Here is a 25,112-nt window from a genome sequence, read left to right as displayed (position 1 = left end):
AAAACAATGCAAACTAAAAGGATATCTCTAATCCAAAAGAGACATCCTTTTAATTTCATTAATTTAAAATTTTTACAGTTACGTTTTTGACACCCCACTGCCGAGCTTGTCCTTCGGTAGGAATAAATACGTCAATTTTATTGCCTTTTATCGCTCCGCCAGTATCTGCTGCGATTGCTTCCCCATAACCTTCAACCCAAACCCTAGTACCAAGAGGTATTACACGTGGGTCTACAGCAATGACCTTTAAGTTTGGATTAGATCTTATATCTGTTCCATTCGCAGTAATCCCGGAACATCCTGGACAATACGCTGTATAGGCTGTTGCTCGCATTGTTAATGTTTTGCCCGAATTTGTTGGAGCACTCACTGCGGTTGTGCTAGATGTTGTATTAGATGTTGTTACTTTCTTTTTACTTGATGTCGTTGCTACCGTTTTAGGTTTGCTTTCGGACGTTTTAGGTTTTGCCGCTGATGCTTTGATAGCTAAGGATTCACCTACATAAATTAAATCCGATGCAAGGTTATTCCATTCCTTTAATTCTTCCACTGATACATCATTTACACGTGCAATTGTAAATAAAGTATCTCCGGCCTCAACAAAGTGTTGGTCTTTCGGCGAATTATCATTTTTCGCTTCGACTATATTTAAACTTTGCTCTGGATATAACCATCTCGCGTCTGAGTCGATAATTGGCTCATAATCTTCTAAAGATAAATTGTAAATTTTCGAGATTCCCCATAATGCGTCGAATGGCTTAAAAGTGAAGTTTTCCTTTGCAGATGACGGACTGGCAAATAAACTTAATCCCAAGGTCAATGTTACGGCTAAAGCTAAAGCTTGTTTTTTCATATTTTGTAACCTCCATATTTTTTATTATTTTGCAGTCTGCTGCTAGCACGCTAGAGTTAGGCTCTTAATGCTAGAGAATGCAATCCATAATTCACGTCAACAGACCTGATATTACGAATTATTGCTATAAATTCGGAAAAATATACAAGAATGGATATATTTTTGGAAATCCATTCAATTTTATGGAAGAAATATTAGAACTCTATTTGCAATCTTTATATGTTGGAAAATCAGTATTTTTATCCGATAATATGGTAAAGGAGGAATGTAGGTTGGAAATTAATACAATAATGTCTTCTCAGATGATGGAGCTACAACAAACTGTGCAAATGAGTGTTATGCAAAATGCGCTCAATCTAAATACTGCAGCAGCTGTCGAACTATTAAACGATCTACCACAGCAGCAAGCGGCCATACATCCGTATAAAGGGTCAGTCATTGATATTTCAATTTAACCCACTTCACTGTATCTTTTTAACTTCTTTCAGCAAGAGTTAAAGCCTCGCTTTGTGCAAACACAAAGACGATTCCGAACGCAATTATGCAGTGGCATAATTGATATCAGGTTAATAAACATTGGAGAGTTGGTGCCCTTTTTGATTCGAGCGATCGTAATGGATGATGAGCCATTAGCTCTGATAAACATGGAGAAAAAGTTAAAGGAATTTAGTTCAATAGAGGTCATTAGATCTTTTACTACTGTAAAAGATTTGCTTGCAGTGGGGCCAAGCTTGGATTTCCAAGTAGCATTTTTAGATGTTGAAATGCCCGGCATGAACGGTTTAGAGGTTGCACAGCTTTTAAAAGAATGGAACAAAAATATTTATATCGTATTTGTCACTGCTTATCGGGACTATGCTGTACAAGCATTTGAAATTCACTCCCTTGACTATTTATTAAAGCCTATTTCAAAAACTCGTCTAGAGACAACTATTAATAGAATCCAAGAACTCCTTCACCTAGAAAATAAACCGAATCCTATAGAAAGACGAAATAAACCTGCACTTACGATACAATGCTTTGGAGGATTCGTTGTTTTACATAATGACAAAGCAGTCCATTGGAGAACGCTTAAAACAAAAGAATTATTTGCCTTTCTTTTTTCCAATTTTAATAGCCATGTGCTTCGTGATACAATCATCGAAGCTTTATGGGCAGATACAGAATGTAAAAAGGCCAGAGTGCAGTTACATACAACAGTTTCCTATCTGCGCACTACGCTTTCCGTATTAGGCTATTCAGAAGTCATACAGTATACAAATGGCTGCTATATTTTGCAATTAGAGGAGTTTCAATGTGATGCTCATGACTTAGAGCGTATTTTAAATGGTAAAACGGAGACCGGAAAGATTGATGTGGAAAGTGCTGAGGCGCTCATACAAAACTACCAAGGTGAATTTATGGCCTCATTAGATTATCCCTGGATTACTAGTAAAGCAAATTTTATGAACAACAAATTTACTCTTTTACTTCATGATTTAGTAGAGCACTATACAGCAATACATGATGTAAAAAAACGAGAGCATATATTACTTTTAACAGTAGAACATAACCCATATTCCGATAAAACCATCCAACAGCTAATGAGGCACTATATAGAAGTTGATCATCGAGCAGGTGCAGTAAAGGTTTACAATACCTTTAAAAGTATCTTGATAGCGGATCTCGGTATTTTACCAGAGCAGGAAACAACCGAGCTGTTTAATGCTATATCTGTTAATCTATAAAAGGCATCGAGAAGATAACTCTCGATGCCTTTGTATTCATTCAGCCAGTCATGGAAATCAACGTTCTTACCACCATAGCGTGGGGTTGATTTCCGTTCCGACTGGGCGCTTTGTTGTTGCTGTCGCTACGCTTTCGCACAGATAAAACATTTGTTGCTGTCGCTTCGCTTTCGCACAGATAAAACAATTGTTGCTGTCGCTTCGCTTTCGCACAGAGCAAAGCTTCCTAGGGGCGTCCGATGAGCCGCTTGTGCCAACAGATGTTTTTTGCGCGAAAGCGTAGTGCTAACGTAGCGACAGCAGCACGATGTTTTTTGCACGAAAGCGAAGCGGCAGCGGCACCGATGTTGGTCACGAAGGAGTCGCCCAGTCTCCACTCCAATCAACTTATATACATAGCATACGTTTTAACAAATGTTATTTACGTTACCATCCAATCCAGACCTTCATTTAATATTAATTAAAAATTTTTGAACTTGAATACAATACGATATTCATTTGATTATTTTTTCAGATAGTTCTTCGACGACACAGATACAATTCCTTCCTGACTGCTTCGCCTTATATAACGCCTGATCTGCAATTGTAATGATCTGATTAGCAGTCTTAATATTTGCTGTAAATGCTGTAATACCAGCAGACATTGTCACTGGCCTTCCACATGCCGTATCTAACAAGGCCTGCTTCATGCGTACATTCTCCGCTAATTCTAAAGCTATATCTATTGTCGTGGATGGCAATATTACCATAAACTCTTCCCCACCATATCGAAAACACATTCCCTGTTCCTCAATGTTCTCCTGCATATGATTTGCGAAAGCTTTTAAAACTTCATCCCCTACAGTATGTCCATAGGTATCATTTATACTTTTAAAATCATCTAGATCTATTAACACTATTGTATGTGGGACTTTATTGATGATTAGCTCATTTAAAATTTGATCCATCCTTCTACGGTTAGGAATTCCCGTTAAGGAGTCTAAATTCAGTTGATTCGTTAAATCAACTACTTTGCTTTCCGAACTTATGAACATGTTTTGTACTACTTTTTTTAACGAATGTGCTTCGTAATACCAATCATCCATTTCTTCAAGCTTCTGTATTTCTTCTCTCTCCACGCTAGTAAAAAGCTTTTTTAAAGGTCGTGCAATTTTGAAAGCAAGCCATACAGCTAATACAAGTACTACGACTATCCATAATAGTAAAGGAACGATTATACTTTTTATGAACGCGCTAAATGAAACAACTCTTTCATCAAGTAACTTGTTAACCACTTGCACCATATAAGGTTCAATCGACTTATCTTGATTTGGTTCCATCAGTTTTTCTTGTACGTAGTTCTCCGTGATTACCGAAACTTCCTTCACATAATTTTCCTGCATGGCAATCTTATTTTGCATAAGAATGTCGTTAAAATTTCGATAGCTACTCCAAATACTAATACTAGAAGTCGCAAGTACAACAATTACCGTCATACTAACAATAACAAACGATAACTTTAACTTGAATTTACCCACAATAGATCATTTCTCCCATTGAGATGATTTTTTGTTCAATTTTTATACGCTTTAACCCGCAAATTATTTATTCCTTCATCATACGTCACGCCTCTTAAAAAAAACTTAAACACTAATGATTCTCCCTCAAAATATGTACTGGACTGCACAGTAAAAGGGGTCTCAAATCTCACGCTACTCACCTCAGGAAAGCAGTAACCTGTAACGGAAATCGGCTCCCCCATTCTTTCTGATTAGTCTGAAAGTATTATTTTTAAAAATTTCTTATTCCCATTTGCTAAATTTCATGGCATGGTAAATATAGTTCTTTTATTACAAGAAGAAAATTTTGGAGGTTCTTATGTCACTCTTAAAAAAAGCGACTATACGACATTCACTTTTCATTATTTTAATTTTTATAGTTCTTACTACACTTCGTTTACTATGGCTAGCATATTTTCTTCCTTCCAGTGAACAACCGATTGCCCAGGAAGGTATATTTGATATACGGGATCAGCAGCTATCCGACGAAGAAGTTCTTAACTTAGATGGTGAATGGCTCTACTATCCCGGATCATTAATAGATCCCTTAAACATTAATACCCAATCATTTGAACAAACTACCCGAACGATTCCCATGCGAGATTCAGATGCAACGACACAACGATATGGCTCATACCGTTTAAAAATATTACTCAATCACAATGCTCCGAAAGATAATCGTTTTGCCGTTCGAATCCCTGCAGTGTCAACTGCTTCAGCATTATATATTAACGGGAAGTTGGTTGAACAATCCGGGAAAGTAGCTACTGATTCACATAGTCATAAAGGCCAAGCCGCTCCTTATACGCTTTACTTTACAAATGAGCAACCTGAAATTGACTTAATTTTACATGTATCTAATTTTGATACATCAATAAGCCCTACCATTGATAAAAGAATTTTATTTGGCTCTGCTTCAGCTATGGCACATCACCAAATGATTAACGATTTATCTCTTGCTACAATTTCAATAACACTCTTATTGTTCACACTTTTTAGTACCCTTGTGTTCTTGTTTATTAATCCAAAGCCAATTGTTTTACTGTTCACAGTAGGCTTTCTTTTGCCCTTAGCAGATGAATTAATTTCATATGATCAATCTATACTCACGTGGTTACATCTCGATTATGTATGGTCATTTAAGCTATCTACTATCATTTATCTCGGGTCTTCATTTTTCTTTGTTCAATTTATGCGTGTTTTACTAGTCAAATATCATCATGCTAAATGCTTTCAGTGGCTCTTTGCTTTCTATGCCCTTTCAGCATTTTTCACTGTCGTCTTACCGATTAATTGGTTATACACAATAAATTCTCTTTACTTTATACTTTATGTCATTTCATTTTTATTTGTAGTAGTACTCGCTTTAAGAGAGTATCTTGAAAATCAAAAACAGAGCACAGCTTTTATTGCATTGACGGCCCTTGGTACAATGAACGGTATCATATGGGCATATATTAAATCCATCTATGATTTTGATATACCCATGTATCCATTCGATTATCTATTTGTCATACTCGGTTTTTCGGCTTATTGGTTTAAACGCTTTTTTGAAAATCAAGCGCAAATTAATCAATTGATTGCTAAATTACAAAAAGATGACGCATTAAAGGATGAATTTCTATCCAGTAGCTCACAAAAGCTATGGGATCCCATGAATAAAATGATTACATTAGGACAGTCCATTTATGATAATCCAAACAATAAGCTTATGGCTGATGACAAACAAAACCTAAAGCATCTAATTGATATTGGGAGAAGCATGTCATTCGCATTAAATGACATACTAGACTTCACTCGTTTAAAGGAGGGTAATTTGCACCTTCATAAAAAGAACGTCAGCATTCAGGGTATAGTTTATGGTATTTTTGACATGTTACGCTTTATAACAAGTGGCAAACAGATCCAAATGAATTCAGCGATTCCTAGGGCATTTCCTAATGTAGTGGCCGATGAAAATCGATTGATTCAAATTCTTTTTAATCTCCTACACAATGCCATTAAATATACGAGTGCAGGATCTATAAAAATCAGTGCCCATATAGAAAATAACATGGCTGTTATCCATATTCATGATACTGGGTCAGGAATGGATGACGATATCCAAAGTCGTCTATTTTCCCCTTACGAACAAAGAAATGACAATAATGATGGAATCGGTCTTGGGTTATTAATTTCAAAGAAGCTTATCGAATTGCATGGTGGAACTTTGCAAATACATTCTGTTCCTAACAAAGGATCGGATGTCTATTTCACCTTACCATTAGCAGAGGAAGACTTTAATGAGGAGCAATCCTATATAGAGGAAGAGGATATGCATCTTCCTATTGAAGAACATAATTCATCAGCGACAGTGGAAAAGCAATTTAAAATTTTAATGGTCGATGATGATCCTGTAAACTTAACCATTATGCGTAGTTTATTTACAACTTCAGAATACGCTGTTACTACCGTTACTAGCAGTGAAAAAGTATTAGAAATGCTACAGCAAGACGATTGGGATTTAGTCATTATTGATGCGATGTTACCTTATATATCTGGCTATGCATTAATCGAAATTATTCGAGAACACTACTCATTGCTTGAATTACCTGTCTTACTACTAACAGCCCGTAATTATTCCGAGGATGTCTATACTGGTTTCGCCCATGGTGCAAATGATTATGTTACGAAGCCTATTAATTCTTTAGAGCTAAAGGTCAGGAGTAGAGCCTTAATCGATTTAAAATATAGCATCAATCAACGACTACATTTGGAAACAGCTTGGCTTCAAGCCCAAATACAGCCGCATTTTTTATTTAATACTTTAAATACAATTGCATCACTTAGTACGATCGATACAGATCGAATGATTGACTTAATGCATCATTTCGGTGAATATCTACATGCAAGCTTCGATGTGCGAAATTTACAGCGAGTAGTGCCACTTAAGGATGAGTTAGAGCTAGTACGGTCATATCTCTATATTAATCAGCAACGTTTTGGAGACTTACTAAACATCGAATGGGATATTGATGACATTATAAATATTGAAATCCCCCCTATCTCCTTACAAACTTTAGTCGAAAACGCCATTCGTCACGGTGTATTGAAACAAGAAGGAGGAGGTACAATTTGTATTCGTATAAAAGATTTTCCGAATCATGTTGCAGTAAGTGTTATAGATAATGGGGTTGGGATAGATTCAAGTATATTAGATGGACTACAAGCTGGTAGCTATTCGCCAAATTCGGGCGTAGGTCTACGTAATACGGATTTACGTCTAAAAAGGATTTACGGACAGAGGTTACAAATTAACAGCACCCTAAATGAAGGCACAACTATCACCTTCCATATTCCTAAAAAATAAATGAAAGAGGTCATCACCTTCCCAATAGGGTTGGTGGTGGCTCTTTTTTATAATTTCAAGTTACAATTACTATATTCAATGAAGAATATTAATGGATTTCTAAAAATCAGGGTACATTAAAAATATATAAATAAAGAAGGCTACTCAGCATAACGTGGGGTTGATTCCCGTTCCGACTGGGCGCTTTGTTGTTGCTGTCGCTTCGCTTTCGCACAGATAAAACAATTGTTGCTGTCGCTTCGCTTTCGCACAGATAAAACATTTGTTGCTGTCGCTTCGCTTTCGCACAGATAAAACATTTGTTGCTGTCGCTTCGCTTTCGCACAGATAAAACATTTGTTGTTGTCGCTTCGCTTTCGCACAGAGCAAAGCTTTCTGGGGGCGTCCGATGAGCCGCTAATCCCCAAGGAGTCGCCCAGTCTCCACTCCAATCAACCAATATACCTTCATATATTTTAATAAAATAACCACTTTTTTAGTGATAGTCTATAAAGAAAGGTCGATACTATGTACAAAATTTACATAATAGAGGACGATATCAATATTTCAAAAATCATGGAGGAGCATTTATCAAAATATCAATTTGAATGCTATACCGTCCAACAATTTAATCATATAGTAGAAGAATTTCAAGCTATTCAACCCCATCTCGTTGTTATGGACATTAACCTACCAACCTATGATGGGTACTTTTGGTCGCGCAAAATCCGTCAGCTATCCAAATGCCCTATTATCATTGTATCTGCGCGTGTGAATGATATCGATCAAGTGCATGGGATTGAAAATGGTGCGGATGATTTTATCACGAAGCCCTTCTCACTAGATGTGCTTATGGCAAAAGTGAATGGCCTTATTCGTCGTACATACGGAGAATATGCTTCCTCCGATTCTAATTCGATATCACTTGCTAATACAACATTAAATTCTAATACCGTTCGTCTTTACACCGAGAAACATGAGAGCCTGTTAACGTTAAAAGAGATGCAGCTTAGCAAATTACTATTCGAAGCTTATCCTAATGTTGTTCCTCGTCAAAAATTGTTAAGTGCCATTTGGGATGATGAGTCCTTCGTTGAAGAAAACACTTTATCTGTTAATATTGGCCGATTACGCAAAAAATTCGAGGCGATCCAATCTAGACTAGAAATTAAAACAATTCGCGGACTTGGTTATCAATTAGTGGAGGCAGAAGAATGAAGCTTTTCTTTCGAGATCATGTAAGTGTAATCATTCTTTATTGTGTGAGCTTTCTATTATTACCTTGGATCATTCATTCATTGGATGATTTATCTTCACACTATCTTTATTTTATCTTTCTTGTTAGCTTCCTATTTACCATTTGGCTGATTGGACGTTATTATCGCAGAAAAAAGCTCTATGCTCATTTACAGGAAAACACATTAACTAGCGATGACCTCCATCTATATGAACCACAGGCTATGATGGAGCAGGCCTACAGCCAAAAACTACGACAAATGCAATATTTATACTTAACACAGCAGCAACATTTAGAGGAGCAAGGAAAAGAAAAACAGCTTGTGCTTTCACATTTTGCCCATCAAATGAAAACACCTTTGTCAGTTATTCAACTGATTATCCAATCGAATGCAAATAGCCAATCCGAGCATTTGCAAACAATTAATCAGGAATGCGATAAGCTGACGTTTATCCTTAATCAGCTACTAACTTACGAACGCACTTCCAATCTTGTGGCTGATTTAAAAATAGAAGCACTTTCATTAAAAGAGCTTATGAAGGAAGTTGTTAATGATTTAAAGGATTATTTCATCGCCAAAGAAGTTTTTCCAAAAGTGACGATTGTTGAAAATACGATTATTTATTCAGATCGTAAATGGTTAAAAGTCGTGCTTTATCAAATCATCAATAACGCCATTAAGTACGGCGAGTCTGAAAGCTCTATTCAAATCATTTATGATGAAGCTACTTTACAAATTAAAAACAATGGGGAAACGATTCCCGAGAGTGAAACTTCACGTGTCTTTGATTTATTTTATACAGGAGCGAAAGGAAGAACGAGCGGCGAAGCAACAGGTATAGGCTTATATTTGGTGAAAAAGATTTTAACTGTATTGGAGCACCCTTTTACTATACAATCTGATGAGCGCGTCACGACCTTTTCCATAGACTTTTCAAATAGCGTAAAAAAATCATGATTGTAAGCTCGTATTATGACAACTTTGTCATATTGACGTCATAAAGCCAAATAGGTAAGCTGCTGCCCCTTCTTTATACTTAAGTTATTCAATCGAAGTAAGGGAGTTGTTAAATATGGGTAACTCAATTCTACAAGTGACCAATTTGCAAAAAGAATATATCGGTGAAATCACATATAAGGCATTGAATGGCATAGATTTCCAGCTTAGTGAGAACGAATTCGTAGCCGTAATGGGACCTTCAGGAAGTGGGAAAACTACTTTTTTAAATAGCGTGTCAACAATCGATCGCCCTACTGCTGGCGAAATTCTTATCAATGGTAGAAATCCTTATTCTTTAGATGATGAGGAACTTGCGAAGTTCCGGCGTTCAGAATTAGGCTTTGTCTTTCAAGATTTTAATCTTGTCCACACATTAACGGTGAAAGAAAATATTTTATTGCCGTTAACGTTAGATAGTTTACCTGCCGATACAATGCAGCAACGACTTCAACATGTATCTCAATTTCTTGGAATTGACGAGCTTCTTTCAAAACGAATTTATGAAATTTCTGGTGGGCAAAAACAACGTGTAGCTATTGCTCGTGCGGTTATTCATGAACCGAGTTTATTGCTGGCAGATGAGCCTACAGGAAATCTCGATTCAAAAGCAGTAAATGATGTCATGAATTTATTTAGTTCTATTCATACTGAACTAAAAACTTCCATTTTAATGGTGACACATGATCCTTATGTAGCAAGCTTCGCCAATCGTATTATTTTCATTAAGGATGGTAAATTATATAACGAAATTCATCGCGGTCATAATCGCAAACAATTTTACCAGGAAATCATGGACACACTTGCTTTTTTAGGTGGTGGGCAGCATGAGCTTTAATCATATCGTTGTTCAAAACATTTTACGTGATAAATGGACTTACGTTTCGTATTTCCTTAGCAGTATGTTCTCTATCATTATTTTCTTTTTATTTACAGTCATTGTGTTTCACCCAAGTCTTGCAGGTTTAGATCCAGACTCAACACTTGGCCTTGCATTAATGTTAGCAAGTTTGCTCGTCTATTTGTTTTCATTTATCTATATCGCCTATTCCATCATGGCCTTTTTAAAGAAGAAAACAAAAACACTAGGTATTTTTATGATTACTGGTGCATCCATGAAACAAATTCGTACGCTCGTTTTTCGTGAGAATATTCTTATCGGTGTATTGGCGATTATTACAGCAATCATTCTTGGGCTTGTCATTTCGCCTCTCTTCTTAATGGGTGCCAAAGTTGTTTTAAACGCAGAAGCTTTCGGTATGTATTTCCCTATTAAAGCAATCATGCTAACGATTGGTTTATTCCTTGTATTATTCGTTGTGATTTCAAAAATAATGACAAGATTTATTAATAAAGAAGCGTCCATTCAACTATTAAAAAGTGATGCTGTTATTGAAAAATCGATAAGACCACATTATCTTTTGTTATTCATTAGCACTATGATTTCCATTGGTTTGGGCTATTTTATAAAAATAGAACATGACATTGTAGGTAGTCTCGGCGTTCTTTTCTATGTAGTGCTTTTCATGAGTGTTCTTTGTACAATTTATTTAATCATCTCACAAGGAATGCGCTTCCTCCTAAAGGCTTTTGAGAGATCGTCAGCCTATATGAAACAACCGAATATGTTACTGGCCTCCAATCTGAATGCAAAAATGAAATCACATGCAAATATACTATTTTTAATCACTCTCTTGTTAAGCGGCGTGTTTTTAAGTACAAGCATTTTATTTAGCTCTTACTACAATGTTGAAAAAGATAGTAAGGCGAATTATCCATACAGTTTTCAGTACATTGCTCCTCCTAAGGCTGATCCAAGTAAGGTAGAAGCTGATATTGGAAATATTGAAAAACAATTATCTACAGTGGATTCACAAAAATATTTTATTGAATTTAAATCAAATGAAGAACGTAGTATTGGTTATATGTCAGCTTCCGATTATAACTTGTTACACAATGAAAAGGTTAGCTTAGGTGCAAATGAATTTATAGCAGTTGCTGGTAATCGTAAAACATTTCCAATTACTAATGTAAGTGATGATAACTATCTAAAGCAATTTAAGCTTGTATCTGTAAATGAAAAAAATCTATTAACAACCGGTTTCCAACAAACGTATTTTATTGTGCCTGATGAAGTTTATAACAGCATCAAATATCCTGTCTACAAAACCTATTTATTTGAGCTAGACAATTGGACGGCACATACAGAGTTGGCGAAAAAAATTATTGAGGATTTCCCACATATATATGAGGAACGTTATGTAACTTCAAAAATCGAATTGTATGACGCAGAGATGTTTACAAAAAGTGTTATGTTCTTTATCGGATCTATGTTGAGCTTGATTTTCTTAAGTGCAGCTATGAGTATACTCTACTTCTATTTACAAACGACACTTCTTCAGGAAAAAGAAAAGTATGTAGGCATACGAAAACTTGGACTATCTAAAAAAGAGTTATTCACTGTTGTTTCTAAGGAGCTAGCAATCCTTATATTTGTACCATTCACGATAGCGACTACAATGTTATTTGCTACATTATTTGCTATGCGAACAATGGTTTCAACATCATTTTTACAAGTCTCAATGATGAGCTCTTTATGCTTCTTTGCCCTATTCTTCGTTAGTTATATATTTATTCGCAAAAGCTATTTCAAACGCTTGCTTAGTCTATAATGAAAAAATTCGCACCCTTTGTGGAGTGCGAATTTTTTTATAAGCGAAACCCTTTTTACCAAAGTACAGGTTTTGCTACCATTAGCCATAACATAATTAGCAATAACAAAATGTACATCCATGCTTTGCGATGTAGCAATGAAGTAAATTTTTGCTGATCATAGGCTGGTGTATTAAATGTCTGTAAAGTCGGTTTGAACGCTCTTGCTAAAAAAACAATGGAGGCAAGCATCACAAGAAATGTAAGAACAATCCACGAGGTACTCCAATGATAGCCCGCATGCCACATTAATAAAATACCGGATGCGACAAGAACATGCCCCGAATGCTTGACGATCGTAATTGCTCCTTTAAATGCCTCAATATAAGGTGTCATTTCAACATGAGATGCTGAACGCATTTTCTTAACAATTGTTAAAACAACGAACAAAGGCCCAATCGAAAGAATAGCACTTAAAATATGTATGTAAAGAAGAAGTGTATAAATTGAAATCATGGTGCATACTCCCCTTTTAATAGTCCCCCTCATTATAGCACTACACAAAGTGTGCTTTATCAGCAATTGTGAATCCTTTGTAAACTCAAATTGAATCATTGTAAAATTGTTTAAAACTTACACTAACAAAATATGGATATACAGTATTGTGACCCTTATAAAGCTTTAGATACTAGCTTAACAGCGGACCGATCATAATTAACCACTTTTATTTTCCATAAATTTTATTGCTGACACATTATAGTAAATTTGATATAGTTTCATAGGAACCAAATATTACATATTAAGGGAGAGTTACTATGAAGAAATTTTTCAAATTTGGATGCGGTGGATTAATAGCCTTAATCATTCTTGGAGTAATTATCGCTGCACTTGGTGGCGGTGATAATTCGACTAAGGATAAAGAAGATGGAAAACAACCAGCTTCTACTGATGTTGGAAAGAAAGATGATAAAGAAAAAGTTGTCGGAATCGGTACAGCATTAGAAGTTGGAGATGCAATCTTTACACTTAATGGAGTAGAATTAGCAGATCAAGTAGGACCTTCTGTATTACCGAAAAAAGCAAGTGGAAAATACGTTGTGCTAGACGTTACTTACAAAAACAATGGAAATAAAGCTGTAACTATTGATGCAAGCTTCTTTAAATTAAAACGTGGTGAAAAAACTTACGAATCTGATAGTGTTGCAAGTATGTCTGCAAACCAAGGTGATGATGGAAACATTCAAAATAGCTTCTTCTTACAGGAAGTAAATCCAGACATGGAGATCAAAGGTAAGGTTGTGTTTGACCTTGCTCCAGAAGTAGCAGAAGCAACTGATTTACAACTGCAAGTACAAACTGGTATTTTTGGTACTGAAACAGGTTTAATTAATTTAAAATAATTATTAAAGTCACTCAAACGAGTGGCTTTTTTCTATAAAAAAATATGAGAATCCTGATCAGTTGTTCAAATGACTTAAAAGTAATTCCTTCCCCTGTGTTTATAAACTTTCTTATTGGGGATAATTTAAGAAACCTTTTACAATATATTAAAGAAGTGAAAAATATGACTATTCACCACATTTAAAGCAATACCGAAAAGCATAACCTAGACACAATGATGTTATGCGAGCAATTTGTCACATGACAATAGTAGCAAACCTGCTTGGTGATACCCTTAATACTGTTTTAGGCAATTGTAAATTTGTATCCCTAGACACACCGAAACATATTATAGTAACATGCACATATAGAACAAAAAGGAGTGATTTTTATAGGTATTCATCAATTTTTTACAAGTCTTAATGACCTAGAGCGTATTATTCGTTGCCCTGGACGCTTCAAATTTGAAGAGCACAATGTGGCTGCTCACTCTTGGAAGGTATCACAGTATGCGATGTTCTTTGCCACACTTGAGGAAATGAATGGAGCTACGATTAATTGGAAATCATTATATGAAAAAACCATCAATCACGACTTTGCTGAAGTATTTATCGGCGATATTAAAACACCAGTAAAGCATGCGAGCCCTGAGCTTAAACAAATGCTGGCACATGTGGAAGAGAAAATGATGGAGAAATTTATTATTGATGAGATTCCACAAGAGTTTCAGGCTGTCTTCTTTGAGCGCATGAAAGAAGGTAAGGATAAAACTATAGAGGGTCGCCTACTTGAGTTTGCTGATAAGCTTGACCAATTTTATGAAGCCTTTGCTGAGTTAAAACGTGGAAACACAGATAAAGAATTTGTGCATATGTATCAATCAGCCCTTTCCAAGATTTTAACTATTCCTCTTGAAGCGTCGGTTCACTATTTCCGTACTGAGATTCTGAAGGATGCTGTGAAGGAAAAAACGCATATTGATATTCAAGCTTTGACGAATGAAGTGTTAACATCAAATTAATAAGGTGCATGTACAAGTTTTCCGAACGAATGAACTCGCGGAAGGCTTTTTTTATTTTCATCAATTATGCCTTGGCATAATTGCGTCTGGAATCGGCTTTGTGCCTAGGCCTGCGTGATGCAGGTCAGTTAGCCGTTATCGCATGGATGCGATGATTTTAGGCTAACATCCTATGTGAATTCCTTTCCGATTCCGTGACATCCGCCGGAGGCATTGGGCCAACACGAAGTTGGTCACTCAGTCGTTGCCACAGGACGTGGCGTTCTTAGACTGAGTTCCTTTATTTCAGCGGATGTTTGGACACCCGCTGAAAATTAACTTAAACCCGCATTCATCTGCTGAAAGAAGTTAAAAAGTCGTATAATGGAAGGAGACCGATTGGAGGGAAGCCTTTGTCACAAGAATGTTCAATTGTAGAGGATTTATTACCTTTGTATAAGAAACAAGCGCTCCAAGCAACTACTATACAATTTGTCGAACACCATTTAGCTAATTGTGAGCATTGCCAGCAACTTGCTACTTCAAAGCAAACACTAGGCTATCATTTACTAATGAAAAGAACGGTAACATTTTTCCACCTTGTTTTTATCGTACTATCCTTTATGTTTGCCATTAACTCTTCCCTACTTGGCAATCAAACGAGCTTTGCTGTATCATACGCGATTTTTGGCTGTCTTACTTATTTCTTTTACAAAAATATTTGGATTGTTTTTGCCATCAGCTCTGTACCCGTTTTCGTATGGGCCATTATTAACAATATAAATAACCAACTCTATGTCATCAACTACACGTTCGCAGAAATTGGTACACTGTTGATTGGCGCTTGCTACATAGCACTTTTACATACTATTTTTGCACTATTTGGTGCTGCTTTCGCTATTTTATTTCGTAGGTTTACAAAATAATGTTCCACCTTGCAGAAGGAAGTTGTCTCCAAGTATCTGAGCCAACTTCCAATATCCAAATAAAAAAAGAGTCGATTTTGATAGCCTCCAATTTGGAACGCTTCATATCACGACTCTTTTTACAGTAATTATGCTTTTTTAACGAACTCTGACTTTAATTTCATTGCACCAAAGCCATCGATTTTACAATCAATATTGTGATCGCCTTCAACGAGACGAATGCTTTTCACCTTTGTCCCAATTTTTAATGTTGAAGAACTACCTTTAACTTTTAAATCCTTAATAACTGTAACAGAATCGCCGTCCGCAAGTAGATTGCCATTAGCATCCTTTACGATTAGCGTATCTGCCTCCTGCTCCGTTCCATTAGTGCTCCACTCATGTGCACATTCTGGACATACAAAGTTTGTTCCATCCTCATATGTGTATTCAGAATTACATTTCGGACAATTTGGATAAGCTGCCATTTCCGCTTCCTCCTTATACTTATTTTCTAGGTAAACCCTATATATGCTCCTTTATCTTACATACTAAGTCCTACTAAGTAAAGGTTGTTCGTATTTTTTGTTCGCTTTTGTGAATAATGTATGAATCTGTTTCAAGCTTCCGGAGATATTTCATTCTGGAAATGTATGAATTGGGACACTTGCCCATTGACTTTTTTGTACAAACCATCTTACTTGCAAGTTTATTTAACATGCCTTATTATATCTTTAAAGGCTGCATTGTTCGTACAATATTAAGTTTTAACCTTTAAGCTGTAAAAGGGAGTTTTATTATTGGAGTTGGAATGACGGGCCTCACACCATGGTGCATGAGGATAAGCAGGAAAGCTTCTGCGAACACCCACTTTGAGGAGTGGTGGTTTAAAACTTTCTATAATAACTACGGCATACGCGGCTTTTTAATTTAATCATACAGCCACAAGGCTTTTGAACGAATCACCCTTCATTATTGAAGGGTGATTTTTTTTATCAACATGAGCTGATATTGGTTATCTTTTTTTGTTCATTTAATTAGTCATTTATTTTTGAATTATAAGAAATCAGTCTTAAGGCTGAGAGATAACACCGCCTAAAGTTTGTTTCCTGTAAAAAAGGAAAAGTGTTACAATTACACCATTAAAGGCAAAATATTAATCGGAGTATTATGATTTATCAACAAAAGTCGGGATAACTTTTATTAACAGCGGATTGATTTTAGATTGCTTATTAATCTTCGTTCTTGCGCGACTCTAGAATAGAAAGGAGATATTTATTTTGGGTATGAAAATATGGTGGGCCTTAAACATTGTATGGCTATTCATTTTTACTGCTGGGGCAATATTTATTGGAGTAAGACAAGTTGATTATGCAGGGGTAGTTCAAACTCCTGAAGTTAGAATGGTCTCATTCATTATTTTGGGTATTGTATTTTTATTTGTTGTACTATTTCAACTAATGTTCCTCATCTTTATTCATTTTGTTAGAAAAGGTACAACCAATAATTCAACAAAAAGACTATCTTAACTCAACTTCTTCAACTAAACTGTCCGTTCACCATCCAGGATTTTGCAACCCCCTACTTTAATCATCGTAAAAAAACTGCACCCCAATAGATATGTCTATCCATTGGAGTGCAGTTCAACTTTTATTAAATTACGAAACCGACAATTGTAGCCGTTAAGATACTAACGAGTGTTGCTCCATATAACAACTTTAAGCCAAAACGAGCAACTATATTCCCTTGTCTTTCATTCAAACCTTTTACCGCTCCAGCAATAATACCGATAGATGCAAAGTTTGCAAAGGATACAAGAAAGACAGAAATAATAGCCACTGTATGTGCACTCATAGACTTAGCTGCTTCTCCTAGGCTTATCATTGCAACAAATTCATTCGTTACTAATTTAGTTGCCATAATTCCTCCGGCTGTAATAGCATCTGCCCACGGTATACCCATTAGGAAAGCTATTGGTGCAAAAATATAACCTAAAATATCTTGGAAGGATACACCCAAAATCATATCAAATAGTGAATTGATTAAATCCATTAATGCTACGAAACCGATCAGCATAGCTCCAACAATGATGGCTACTTTAAAGCCATCCATGATATATTCTCCAAGCATTTGGAAGAAAGATTGCTTATGCTCATCTTCAATTTTTAAAATATCTTCGCTTTCTTCTACTGTATACGGATTAATGATCGAAACAATAATAAATCCGCCAAACAAGTTCAACACAATCGCCGTTACAACATATTTTGGTTCAATCATCGTCATATATGCACCAACAACTGACATAGAAACGGTCGACATTGCAGATGCGCATAATGTGTACATTCGCTGTGGACTAATTTTATCTAATTGTTTTTTTACAGTAATGAATACTTCAGATTGACCTACCATTGCAGAAGCAACAGCATTATATGATTCCAATTTCCCCATGCCATTTACTTTACTTAAAAGTAAACCTATCCACTTCATGACGAAAGGAAGAATTTTAAAGTGCTGTAAGATCCCTATCAATGCAGATATAAATACAATTGGTAATAACACATTTAAGAAGAAGGAATACTCCCCTTCATTCGCTAAACCACCAAAAACAAAAGTTATGCCCGTACTTGCGTAAGACAATAAATGATCAAATACATTTGTAAATCCTTTGATTAGAACATAACCAAACTTTGTATTTAGCAGTAATGCTGCAAATAAAAATTGGATGATCAACATAATAAGTATGTTTTTATATTTTATTTCTTTTTTGTTTTTACTCATTAACAGAGCTAAACCAAAAACAAGTAGCAATCCACAAATGGATATTAAGTATCTCATGAGTTCCTCCATAACTAATATTGATAATTTTTGCGCGTTCGATATCCGAAACTACAAATCCTTCTTTCACTCATTATGTTCCATTATTGAAACTTGAATAACAGCTATAGATCTTAAAACTGAAAATATGTAGACGGTCAGACGTCAGACAAATCACTTCACTATACATTGTTTTCACTAGCAATTCAATAGTTAGAAGAAAAAAACTCTGCGAAAAGTGTATACGCTTACAAGATTATCGTTTAAAAAAAGGCCATCATAAATGATGGTCTCCGTTTACTACAGGTTTTGGAAAACTTTATTCAAATTATACTGATTAAATGAACTTATAAAGATAAATTATCACTCATAAATCCTTCAATTTATTTTACATAAAAATATGTGTTCTTTTTACGGCTTTTCAGTAAAGTATTTAGCATTCCAATTCTTTATAAAATTCAATGCTTGTTGGGTAGATTCAATAAGCGATACATCACCTTTAAGTTCCCTTAACTCCAATGCTTCTTTCAAGCATTTTTCCGCCTCTGCCATTCTCCCTAATTCTAACAAGCACTTTCCTTTATGTTGCATGGCAAAGTCCACATAAAACAAATTATCATTTGCCTTACATTTATCTAAAACTTCATTGAAGATTTCCAATGCTTTCATTGGATTATCGTTATATTTAATGGCCTCTCCTAGGCGTATTAATGACACGATTTCTCGATTGCTGTCGTTCTGATTGCTGGCAATAGTAACGCATTCTGTTAAAATGTTAACAGCTTTTTGAGGTTCTCCGTAAAATCTATATAAGTTCCCCAGCGTTCCCATTAGAAAATATTTCTCATCCTCACTCGTTGTATTTGCAAGTAAATTTTCAGCAATGTCTATCATTTTTTTTAATCTAAACGGATTAGAAGTTTTTTCACGAAGGTACTCATTGCTATCAAAATAAATTATTTCACTTATGGTCAAAAGATAGTTTTTGAACTCTGAAAGGTTCATTTTCAATGCCTCCAATTATTTTTCTGATCTTCAATAGCAAGCTAAACCGATAGTTCATGTACATTATTAAATTGTGTAAGGTGGATAGCTAATATCAGTTATCTGTTTTTATATACTTTTACCAGTATCTCACTTAAAATAGGGATATAAAGGTAAACATTGAAAATACCAGGGATATATAAAGAAGCACAACTATGTAACATAACGTTAATTTGAATTGGTAAGGAGTATGTACAAAATGAATATAAAGAAGAGTATGTTGTTTTTTGTATCACCACTACTTCTTCTAGCTTCTTGTAGTGATGATCATCAAGTTAATAAAAATGATGAGAAAATATATGCATCATCCATTCAACAAAAAGAAATATATGAAATTAAACAACCTGCAAAATCTAATGTTTCCAGGGGGTTAATACTTAGTAATATGAACAATTCATTAAACGTCAGTGAAATTGAAAAAGGATTAATGGATTTATCAGTCAATCACTTTCCTACTAAGAAGTTTTATATGCAGGAAGGTCAATATTTAGATGGTAAAATTATAAATAAATGGTTAGATAGAAAATCAAAAGAAGGTTTTGGTTTAAACCCACCTATAGAAAAAAGTACTGGAGATGTTTTAGAGGATGAAAAAAATAATCCTAAAATATTATCTCATGTCTTAGAACACAATTTTGTTAACAAAGAAAACGGAAAAGTAGAAGGACTGTCTTTAGCCGTATCCTTAAATGAGTTTTATGACATTAGAGTACAGGATGATAAAGGCTTAACTTATATAGATCAAGTTAAAGTCGATACGAACGCAGATAATGTTAATGACGTAGAAAATTACGGTAAAGAAATAGCCGAAGCTATAATAAAAAATATAAGAAATAATAACAAAATACCAAATGTCCCTATTTTTTTAACTTTATATCAAGAATCCAATAAAAATGATATCATTCCAGGAATATTTTTAGCGGAAACATTTATTCCTGAAGGAGAGGTTACAATAGATAAATGGAATGCGATCGATATAAAAACTTATACATTCCCTTCCGATTCACTTAATAGTTTAGACAAAGATACATATGATAAATTATTAATTTTCAAAGAAGATATTCAAGAAGGTTTTAAACATTTAAATCCTAAAATAATTGGTAACCTTCGATATGAAAACGGGAATTTAATCGATTTAAAAATAGATGTTCATGCACCTTTAATAAATGATACTGAACTGATTGGTCTTTTACAGTTGGCTAGTACTAAATTGAATACTATTTTATTTGATTATATTCCTATTACTATTCGTATTATAGATCAAAACCAAGATGTTGGGGTTGTCCTCTGGGATCCAACGGAAAAACAGATTTATGTAACTCCATTGTAATTTAACTTCTTTTAGCGGGTGTCACGGAAATCGGAAAGGAGTTCTTAGGGGATGTTAGCCTAAAATCATCGCATCCATGCGATAACGGCTAACTGACCTGCATCGGTAAAAACGCCACGTCCTGTGGCATCACCGAAATGACCGACATCGTGTCGGCCCTCGTGCAGGCCTAAGCACAAAGCCGATTCCGGACGCAATTATGCCGGGGCATAATTGATTTTTTTACTACCTTCCTTCTTTTTGTATAATTCACCTCCATTTTGCGCATATATGGTAGTAACAAGGGAGGTTATTACATTGAAGAAGTTATTTTATTTATTTTTACTAGCCACACTTTTATTATCAGCTTGCGGGAAGAATACTGCTCCAAAGGAAGTTGCCGTCGATAAAAATACTTCCATTGAAGATATAGTAGGAGCTATCGTTAAAAATAAATTCACGGTGGAAGAAAAGAATGGTATCGTATCAATCTCTATACAGGATACTGATGTAAAAAAAGGTATGAAAAGTCAAATGTTAAAGGATTCCACTAAACTATTTGCAGAGCTGTCTAAGCTTCAAAGTGTTAAAACTCCAGCCATTAGTTGGTATGCTCCGTTAACGAAATCTAACGGGGACAAATCTATGACAGAGCTATTAAATATTTACTTTAGTGAGGAAGACTTTAGAAAGGTTAATTGGGCGAACTATACACAGCTAGATATCGAATCAATTGCTACTCATTATCATCAAGATGCTTCTTTAGGACAATAGAGCGTTTTAACGACAAGATACCCCTACGTGTATAATGTGTGGGTATCTTTTTTCATTTACAATTGTTTCAAACAAAAAAAGTTTTTGAAATATATTTACTGCCGAGCACCTTTTCTTTCTTTCAACGTTATAAGTTGCAACTACATACCGCGCAGGGTATTGAAAATACGAGCCTACTTATTTAAATACCCTCCGTGTTCATTAATACAAGACGCCAGCCATCAGGATCTTCAATTGTGACGCCTTTTTCAGCCCAATATTGATTTTCTGGCTCTACCTCAGGGTAGCCCATTTGCAATAATCGTTCAGCAATACGCTGTATAGTTGAACGATTTGGAATATACAGTACGAGCAAATTATCCTTTGTTGGTGCTGGGCAAGGACTTCCGTCAATGTGCTCTATAAATTCTAAATGATAGCTCGCATTCGGAAGACCAATCATGATGCCAGTGAAGCCTCGATGTCCTGAAAAAGAGCCGATTTTTTCTAACCCTACGCCTTCGCAATAAAATTTCTCAATTTCCTTTATTTTATCAGTCGGTCTCGCTACACGTACCTGTGCCACCTGTAATTCATCTGACCATCGTTGTCTCATAGTTCATTTTCTCCTTTTCCATCATTGTATAATGGCAAAACAGAGCTAGAGAACAGCCAATAGTCTGAAAAATAACAATCAATCTTCATGCTCTTCAGAAATACCGCGAAGCTACAATACCGCCCAAGTAATTGATACTCCTAACAAAAAATAACCAGCTCTATCAAAAGAACTGGTTTCATTTAATTTATGTTGATGATCAATTATGCCTCGGCATAATTGCGTCTGGAATCGGCTTTGTGCTCCTTTCCGATTCAGTGACATCCGCCGGAGGCTTTAGGACAACACGAAGTTGGTCACTCAGGCGTTTTCACAGGATGTGAAGTTCTTAGCCTGAGTTCCCCTATTTCAGTGGGTGTTTGGAAACCCGCTGAAAAGTAGCTTAAATCTGCATTCATCTCACCCTCTATAGAGGTGGGAGACTTTTGCTGAAAGAAGTTAAAGCAATACTAAAGGAAGCAGCTGTCTGCTCTTTTACTTCCTCTAACGTGACACCCTCTGCTAATTCTATAAGCTGCATCCCTTCCTCCGTAAAATCGAAAATAGCCAAATCTGTAATTAATCTATTCACAACGCCCTTTCCGGTTAACGGCAGCTCACATTGTTTTTTTATTTTTGACTCACCATTTTTATTGACATGCTCCATCACGACAACTACTCTTTTCGCCCCGACTACAAGGTCCATGGCGCCTCCCATACCTTTCACCATTTTCCCCGGAATCATCCAGTTCGCAAGGTCACCCGTTTCAGATACTTCCATGCCACCTAAAATAGCAAGATCGATATGACCTCCGCGAATCATGGCAAATGATTCGGCACTGTCAAAGAAAGAGGCACCCGGAACCGCAGTGACTGTTTCTTTACCTGCATTAATTAAATCAGGATCGACCGCGTCTTCTGCTGGGTATGGACCAATGCCAAGAAGTCCGTTTTCTGATTGTAAAAGGACGTCATAGTCAGATGGAATTGCATTAGCTACTAGCGTCGGGATACCAATACCTAAATTAACGTTCATACCATTTTGTATTTCTTTTACTGCTCTATTTACTATTCTTTGTCTTGTATCAGCCATTTACGCATCCCCCTTTTTTACCGTCAAACGCTCAATACGTTTCTCATAATTGCCACCTAGTAAAACGCGCTGCACGAACACTCCAGGTGTATGAATATGATCTGGGTCTAGCTCTCCAACCTCAACAATTTCTTCTACTTCTGCAATCGTAATTTTTCCAGCCATTGCAGCTAGTGGATTAAAATTACGTGATGTTTTTCTGAAAACTAAATTTCCTAGCTTGTCCGCCTTCCATGCTTTGACAAGTGCAAAATCTGCGACAATACCTTTTTCTAAAATATATTCCTTGCCATCAAAAACCTTTACTTCTTTTCCCTCAGCAATGGGTGTTCCAACTCCAGTAGCTGTGTAAAAACCTGGAATCCCAGCTCCGCCAGCTCGCATACACTCTGCCAACGTACCTTGTGGTGTCAATTCTACTTCAAGCTCCCCACTTAAAAATTGCTGCTCAAAAATTTTATTTTCACCTACATAGGATGCGACCATTTTCTTTATTTGTTTATTTGCTAATAAAAGCCCTAAACCCCAATCATCCACACCGCAGTTATTGCTTACAACTGTTAAATCCTTTGTTCCCCTTTGGACTAGCGCTGCAATTGATTTTTCAGGGATACCACATAGCCCGAAGCCCCCTACTGCTAACGTATCCCCATCTTTAATATCAGCAATGGCCTCCTCAAACGAATTCCACACTTTCCCCTTCTCCATATCGAAACCCCCTAAAATTTCTCGTTTATTAAGAAAAATTCTACCTTACTATCGTTTTATAAGTAAAGGAATTAATTAGAATACTATTTATTCTAAAAGTGCATAAATCAATTTTCAGAACGTATTGTATGGAGTAGCTGCTTTAATGCAAAAGATTGATAAGTATTTTTCTTCGTAATAACACCTAAACGCCATGGCATGTCAAAGTTAAGTAACGGTATAATTTTGACATTTTTATTTGTCTGCTTTGCGGCAATGGAATATGGTAAAAGTGTCACCCCTAAATTCGAGGATACTAGCTCCACTATTAAATCCCATTGTGAGCTTTTATAGCCGATTATTGGTGTAAATCCTACGCTTTTACATGATTTAATAACATAATCATGCAGTGTGAATTCCTCCGTAAAGATAATGAATGTTTCATTTTTCAAATCTTGTAATAAAATATGTTCTTGCTGAGCCAATGGATGGGACTCATTAATAAAGACAAAAAATTGGTCTTCCACAAATGATTGGACAGAAAATTTCCTTTCATCTGTAGGTATAACGACAATTCCCATATCAACATCACCATTTTCTACTAACGTTCCGATCGTTTTAGCTCCTCGTTCCACAAGCTCTAAATGCACCTTTGGATATTGCTTATGAAACTTTCGAGCAATGTCAGGAAAAAATAGTGTGCCAATTAACGGCGGAATCCCTAATTTAATCGTACCTGTTTCGATGTTCGATAAATCATCTAATAATATATGTAAATCGTGGACAGAACGTATTATTTTTTGACCTTGTTTATAGACGATACTACCTGCGTCTGTTAATTCTACATTGCGTGTAGATCGATTTAATAACTCTACATGAAGAGCATTCTCTAACTTTTTAATGCTTTTGCTTAATGAAGGCTGTGACACAAAGGATTCACTAGCGGCCTTTGTAAAACTCCCATGTTCAACAACGGTCATAAAAGCTTTTAAATCTCGCAACTCCATATAGATACCCCCTATTTATTCTAATTTGGCATAAAAAATATTGCAAAAATACCATTTAGCGGATATCACCATAACGTGTGGTTAATTTCCGTTCCGACTGGGCGCTTTGTAGCTGCCGCTTTGCTTTCGCTACAGAAAACATTTGTTGCTGTCGCTTCGCTTTCGCACAGTTAAAACATTTGTTGCTGTCGCT

General features: G+C 35.8%; 26 protein-coding genes and 1 other RNA gene. 15 read left to right on the top strand and 12 right to left on the bottom strand.

Going from position 1 to position 25,112, the window contains the following annotated elements:
* Positions 1 to 58 precede the first annotated feature (58 nt).
* Positions 59 to 853, bottom strand: a complete 795-nt coding sequence (locus tag ACFCYJ_RS21865; RefSeq protein WP_376076978.1) for a LysM peptidoglycan-binding and 3D domain-containing protein — start codon at positions 851 to 853, stop codon at positions 59 to 61.
* Positions 854 to 1,125: 272 nt separating this feature from the next.
* Between ACFCYJ_RS21865 and ACFCYJ_RS21860 the strand changes: the two genes are divergently transcribed.
* Positions 1,126 to 1,308 carry a putative motility protein gene (locus ACFCYJ_RS21860; protein ID WP_376076976.1) on the top strand — a complete coding sequence of 61 codons (183 nt, stop codon included), beginning with the start codon at positions 1,126 to 1,128 and terminating at the stop codon, positions 1,306 to 1,308.
* Between the two features lie 141 nt (positions 1,309 to 1,449).
* On the top strand, positions 1,450 to 2,580 hold the full coding sequence (locus tag ACFCYJ_RS21855; RefSeq protein WP_376076974.1) for a response regulator: 1,131 nt from the start codon (positions 1,450 to 1,452) through the stop codon (positions 2,578 to 2,580).
* Between the two features lie 66 nt (positions 2,581 to 2,646).
* Here ACFCYJ_RS21855 and ACFCYJ_RS21850 read toward each other — a convergent pair whose 3' ends face one another.
* On the bottom strand, positions 2,647 to 2,793 hold the full coding sequence (locus ACFCYJ_RS21850) for a hypothetical protein (RefSeq protein ID WP_376076971.1): 147 nt from the start codon (positions 2,791 to 2,793) through the stop codon (positions 2,647 to 2,649).
* A gap of 26 nt (positions 2,794 to 2,819) precedes the next feature.
* On the opposite strand from ACFCYJ_RS21850, the gene ACFCYJ_RS21845 reads away from it, so the two are divergent.
* Positions 2,820 to 3,044, top strand: coding sequence for a hypothetical protein (locus ACFCYJ_RS21845; RefSeq protein ID WP_376076969.1), 225 nt, complete (start codon positions 2,820 to 2,822; stop codon positions 3,042 to 3,044).
* Positions 3,045 to 3,074: 30 nt separating this feature from the next.
* Here ACFCYJ_RS21845 and ACFCYJ_RS21840 read toward each other — a convergent pair whose 3' ends face one another.
* On the bottom strand, positions 3,075 to 4,097 hold the full coding sequence (locus ACFCYJ_RS21840) for a GGDEF domain-containing protein (protein WP_376076966.1): 1,023 nt from the start codon (positions 4,095 to 4,097) through the stop codon (positions 3,075 to 3,077).
* A 340-nt stretch (positions 4,098 to 4,437) separates the two neighbouring features.
* On the opposite strand from ACFCYJ_RS21840, the gene ACFCYJ_RS21835 reads away from it, so the two are divergent.
* Positions 4,438 to 7,467: a hybrid sensor histidine kinase/response regulator gene (locus ACFCYJ_RS21835; RefSeq protein ID WP_376076963.1), complete on the top strand. Its 3,030-nt coding sequence runs from the start codon at positions 4,438 to 4,440 to the stop codon at positions 7,465 to 7,467.
* 106 nt (positions 7,468 to 7,573) lie between these two features.
* On the opposite strand, the gene ACFCYJ_RS21830 is transcribed toward ACFCYJ_RS21835, so the two are convergent.
* A complete protein-coding gene (locus tag ACFCYJ_RS21830; protein WP_376076961.1) occupies positions 7,574 to 7,906 on the bottom strand; it encodes a hypothetical protein in 333 nt (110 codons plus the stop codon).
* Between the two features lie 68 nt (positions 7,907 to 7,974).
* Between ACFCYJ_RS21830 and ACFCYJ_RS21825 the strand changes: the two genes are divergently transcribed.
* The 4 genes from ACFCYJ_RS21825 (at position 7,975) to ACFCYJ_RS21810 (ending at position 12,352) form a co-directional block, all read left to right on the top strand.
* A complete protein-coding gene (locus tag ACFCYJ_RS21825; RefSeq protein WP_376076958.1) occupies positions 7,975 to 8,664 on the top strand; it encodes a response regulator in 690 nt (229 codons plus the stop codon).
* Positions 8,661 to 9,641: a sensor histidine kinase gene (locus ACFCYJ_RS21820; protein ID WP_376076955.1), complete on the top strand. Its 981-nt coding sequence runs from the start codon at positions 8,661 to 8,663 to the stop codon at positions 9,639 to 9,641. Before ACFCYJ_RS21825 ends, ACFCYJ_RS21820 begins: the two co-directional genes overlap by 4 nt.
* 115 nt (positions 9,642 to 9,756) lie before the next feature.
* Positions 9,757 to 10,518: an ABC transporter ATP-binding protein gene (locus ACFCYJ_RS21815; protein ID WP_376076953.1), complete on the top strand. Its 762-nt coding sequence runs from the start codon at positions 9,757 to 9,759 to the stop codon at positions 10,516 to 10,518.
* On the top strand, positions 10,508 to 12,352 hold the full coding sequence (locus ACFCYJ_RS21810) for an FtsX-like permease family protein (RefSeq protein ID WP_376076951.1): 1,845 nt from the start codon (positions 10,508 to 10,510) through the stop codon (positions 12,350 to 12,352). The genes ACFCYJ_RS21815 and ACFCYJ_RS21810 overlap by 11 nt, the downstream gene beginning before the upstream one ends.
* A 55-nt stretch (positions 12,353 to 12,407) precedes the next feature.
* Here ACFCYJ_RS21810 and ACFCYJ_RS21805 read toward each other — a convergent pair whose 3' ends face one another.
* Positions 12,408 to 12,848 carry a hypothetical protein gene (locus tag ACFCYJ_RS21805; protein ID WP_376076948.1) on the bottom strand — a complete coding sequence of 147 codons (441 nt, stop codon included), beginning with the start codon at positions 12,846 to 12,848 and terminating at the stop codon, positions 12,408 to 12,410.
* Positions 12,849 to 13,147: 299 nt separating this feature from the next.
* Here ACFCYJ_RS21805 and ACFCYJ_RS21800 point away from each other — a divergent pair, with 299 nt between their 5' ends.
* From ACFCYJ_RS21800 to ACFCYJ_RS21790, 3 genes are all read left to right on the top strand, one after another.
* Positions 13,148 to 13,732, top strand: coding sequence for a DUF4352 domain-containing protein (locus ACFCYJ_RS21800; RefSeq protein ID WP_376076945.1), 585 nt, complete (start codon positions 13,148 to 13,150; stop codon positions 13,730 to 13,732).
* A 362-nt stretch (positions 13,733 to 14,094) separates the two neighbouring features.
* Complete coding sequence (locus tag ACFCYJ_RS21795) at positions 14,095 to 14,733, top strand: YfbR-like 5'-deoxynucleotidase (protein WP_132363732.1); 639 nt, start codon at positions 14,095 to 14,097, stop codon at positions 14,731 to 14,733.
* Between the two features lie 392 nt (positions 14,734 to 15,125).
* The gene (locus ACFCYJ_RS21790) at positions 15,126 to 15,638 is read left to right on the top strand and encodes a zf-HC2 domain-containing protein (RefSeq protein WP_376076943.1); all 513 of its coding nucleotides are present in this window, start codon (positions 15,126 to 15,128) and stop codon (positions 15,636 to 15,638) included.
* A 128-nt stretch (positions 15,639 to 15,766) separates the two neighbouring features.
* Here ACFCYJ_RS21790 and ACFCYJ_RS21785 read toward each other — a convergent pair whose 3' ends face one another.
* Positions 15,767 to 16,105, bottom strand: a complete 339-nt coding sequence (locus ACFCYJ_RS21785; RefSeq protein WP_376076941.1) for a zinc ribbon domain-containing protein YjdM — start codon at positions 16,103 to 16,105, stop codon at positions 15,767 to 15,769.
* Between the two features lie 247 nt (positions 16,106 to 16,352).
* On the opposite strand from ACFCYJ_RS21785, the gene ssrS reads away from it, so the two are divergent.
* A non-coding RNA gene (gene ssrS / locus ACFCYJ_RS21780) (6S RNA) lies at positions 16,353 to 16,545 on the top strand.
* A gap of 358 nt (positions 16,546 to 16,903) precedes the next feature.
* Positions 16,904 to 17,146, top strand: a complete 243-nt coding sequence (locus ACFCYJ_RS21775) for a DUF3923 family protein (protein ID WP_376076938.1) — start codon at positions 16,904 to 16,906, stop codon at positions 17,144 to 17,146.
* A 124-nt stretch (positions 17,147 to 17,270) separates the two neighbouring features.
* Here ACFCYJ_RS21775 and ACFCYJ_RS21770 read toward each other — a convergent pair whose 3' ends face one another.
* On the bottom strand, positions 17,271 to 18,452 hold the full coding sequence (locus ACFCYJ_RS21770; RefSeq protein WP_376076935.1) for a NupC/NupG family nucleoside CNT transporter: 1,182 nt from the start codon (positions 18,450 to 18,452) through the stop codon (positions 17,271 to 17,273).
* Positions 18,453 to 18,842: 390 nt separating this feature from the next.
* Positions 18,843 to 19,436: a tetratricopeptide repeat protein gene (locus tag ACFCYJ_RS21765; protein ID WP_376076934.1), complete on the bottom strand. Its 594-nt coding sequence runs from the start codon at positions 19,434 to 19,436 to the stop codon at positions 18,843 to 18,845.
* A gap of 238 nt (positions 19,437 to 19,674) precedes the next feature.
* On the opposite strand from ACFCYJ_RS21765, the gene ACFCYJ_RS21760 reads away from it, so the two are divergent.
* On the top strand, positions 19,675 to 20,805 hold the full coding sequence (locus ACFCYJ_RS21760; RefSeq protein ID WP_376076931.1) for a CamS family sex pheromone protein: 1,131 nt from the start codon (positions 19,675 to 19,677) through the stop codon (positions 20,803 to 20,805).
* Positions 20,806 to 21,102: 297 nt separating this feature from the next.
* Positions 21,103 to 21,558, top strand: a complete 456-nt coding sequence (locus ACFCYJ_RS21755) for a hypothetical protein (RefSeq protein ID WP_376076929.1) — start codon at positions 21,103 to 21,105, stop codon at positions 21,556 to 21,558.
* A gap of 181 nt (positions 21,559 to 21,739) precedes the next feature.
* Here the strand turns inward: ACFCYJ_RS21755 and ACFCYJ_RS21750 are convergent, their stop codons facing one another.
* From ACFCYJ_RS21750 to ACFCYJ_RS21735, 4 genes are all read right to left on the bottom strand, one after another.
* A complete protein-coding gene (locus tag ACFCYJ_RS21750) occupies positions 21,740 to 22,153 on the bottom strand; it encodes a VOC family protein (protein WP_376076926.1) in 414 nt (137 codons plus the stop codon).
* 406 nt (positions 22,154 to 22,559) lie between these two features.
* Positions 22,560 to 23,225 (bottom strand): 3-oxoacid CoA-transferase subunit B, encoded by a 666-nt coding sequence (locus tag ACFCYJ_RS21745; RefSeq protein ID WP_376076924.1) that lies wholly within the window; start codon positions 23,223 to 23,225, stop codon positions 22,560 to 22,562.
* Positions 23,226 to 23,933 (bottom strand): CoA transferase subunit A, encoded by a 708-nt coding sequence (locus ACFCYJ_RS21740; protein WP_376076921.1) that lies wholly within the window; start codon positions 23,931 to 23,933, stop codon positions 23,226 to 23,228. It abuts the gene before it with no gap.
* Positions 23,934 to 24,040: 107 nt separating this feature from the next.
* Positions 24,041 to 24,919, bottom strand: a complete 879-nt coding sequence (locus ACFCYJ_RS21735) for a LysR family transcriptional regulator (RefSeq protein ID WP_376076920.1) — start codon at positions 24,917 to 24,919, stop codon at positions 24,041 to 24,043.
* Between the last annotated feature and the right edge of the window lie 193 nt (positions 24,920 to 25,112).

This window comes from Lysinibacillus sp. NPDC056232, assembly GCF_042267565.1.
Lineage (GTDB): Bacteria > Bacillota > Bacilli > Bacillales_A > Planococcaceae > Lysinibacillus.
This window is presented reverse-complemented; position numbering and strand designations above follow the sequence as displayed.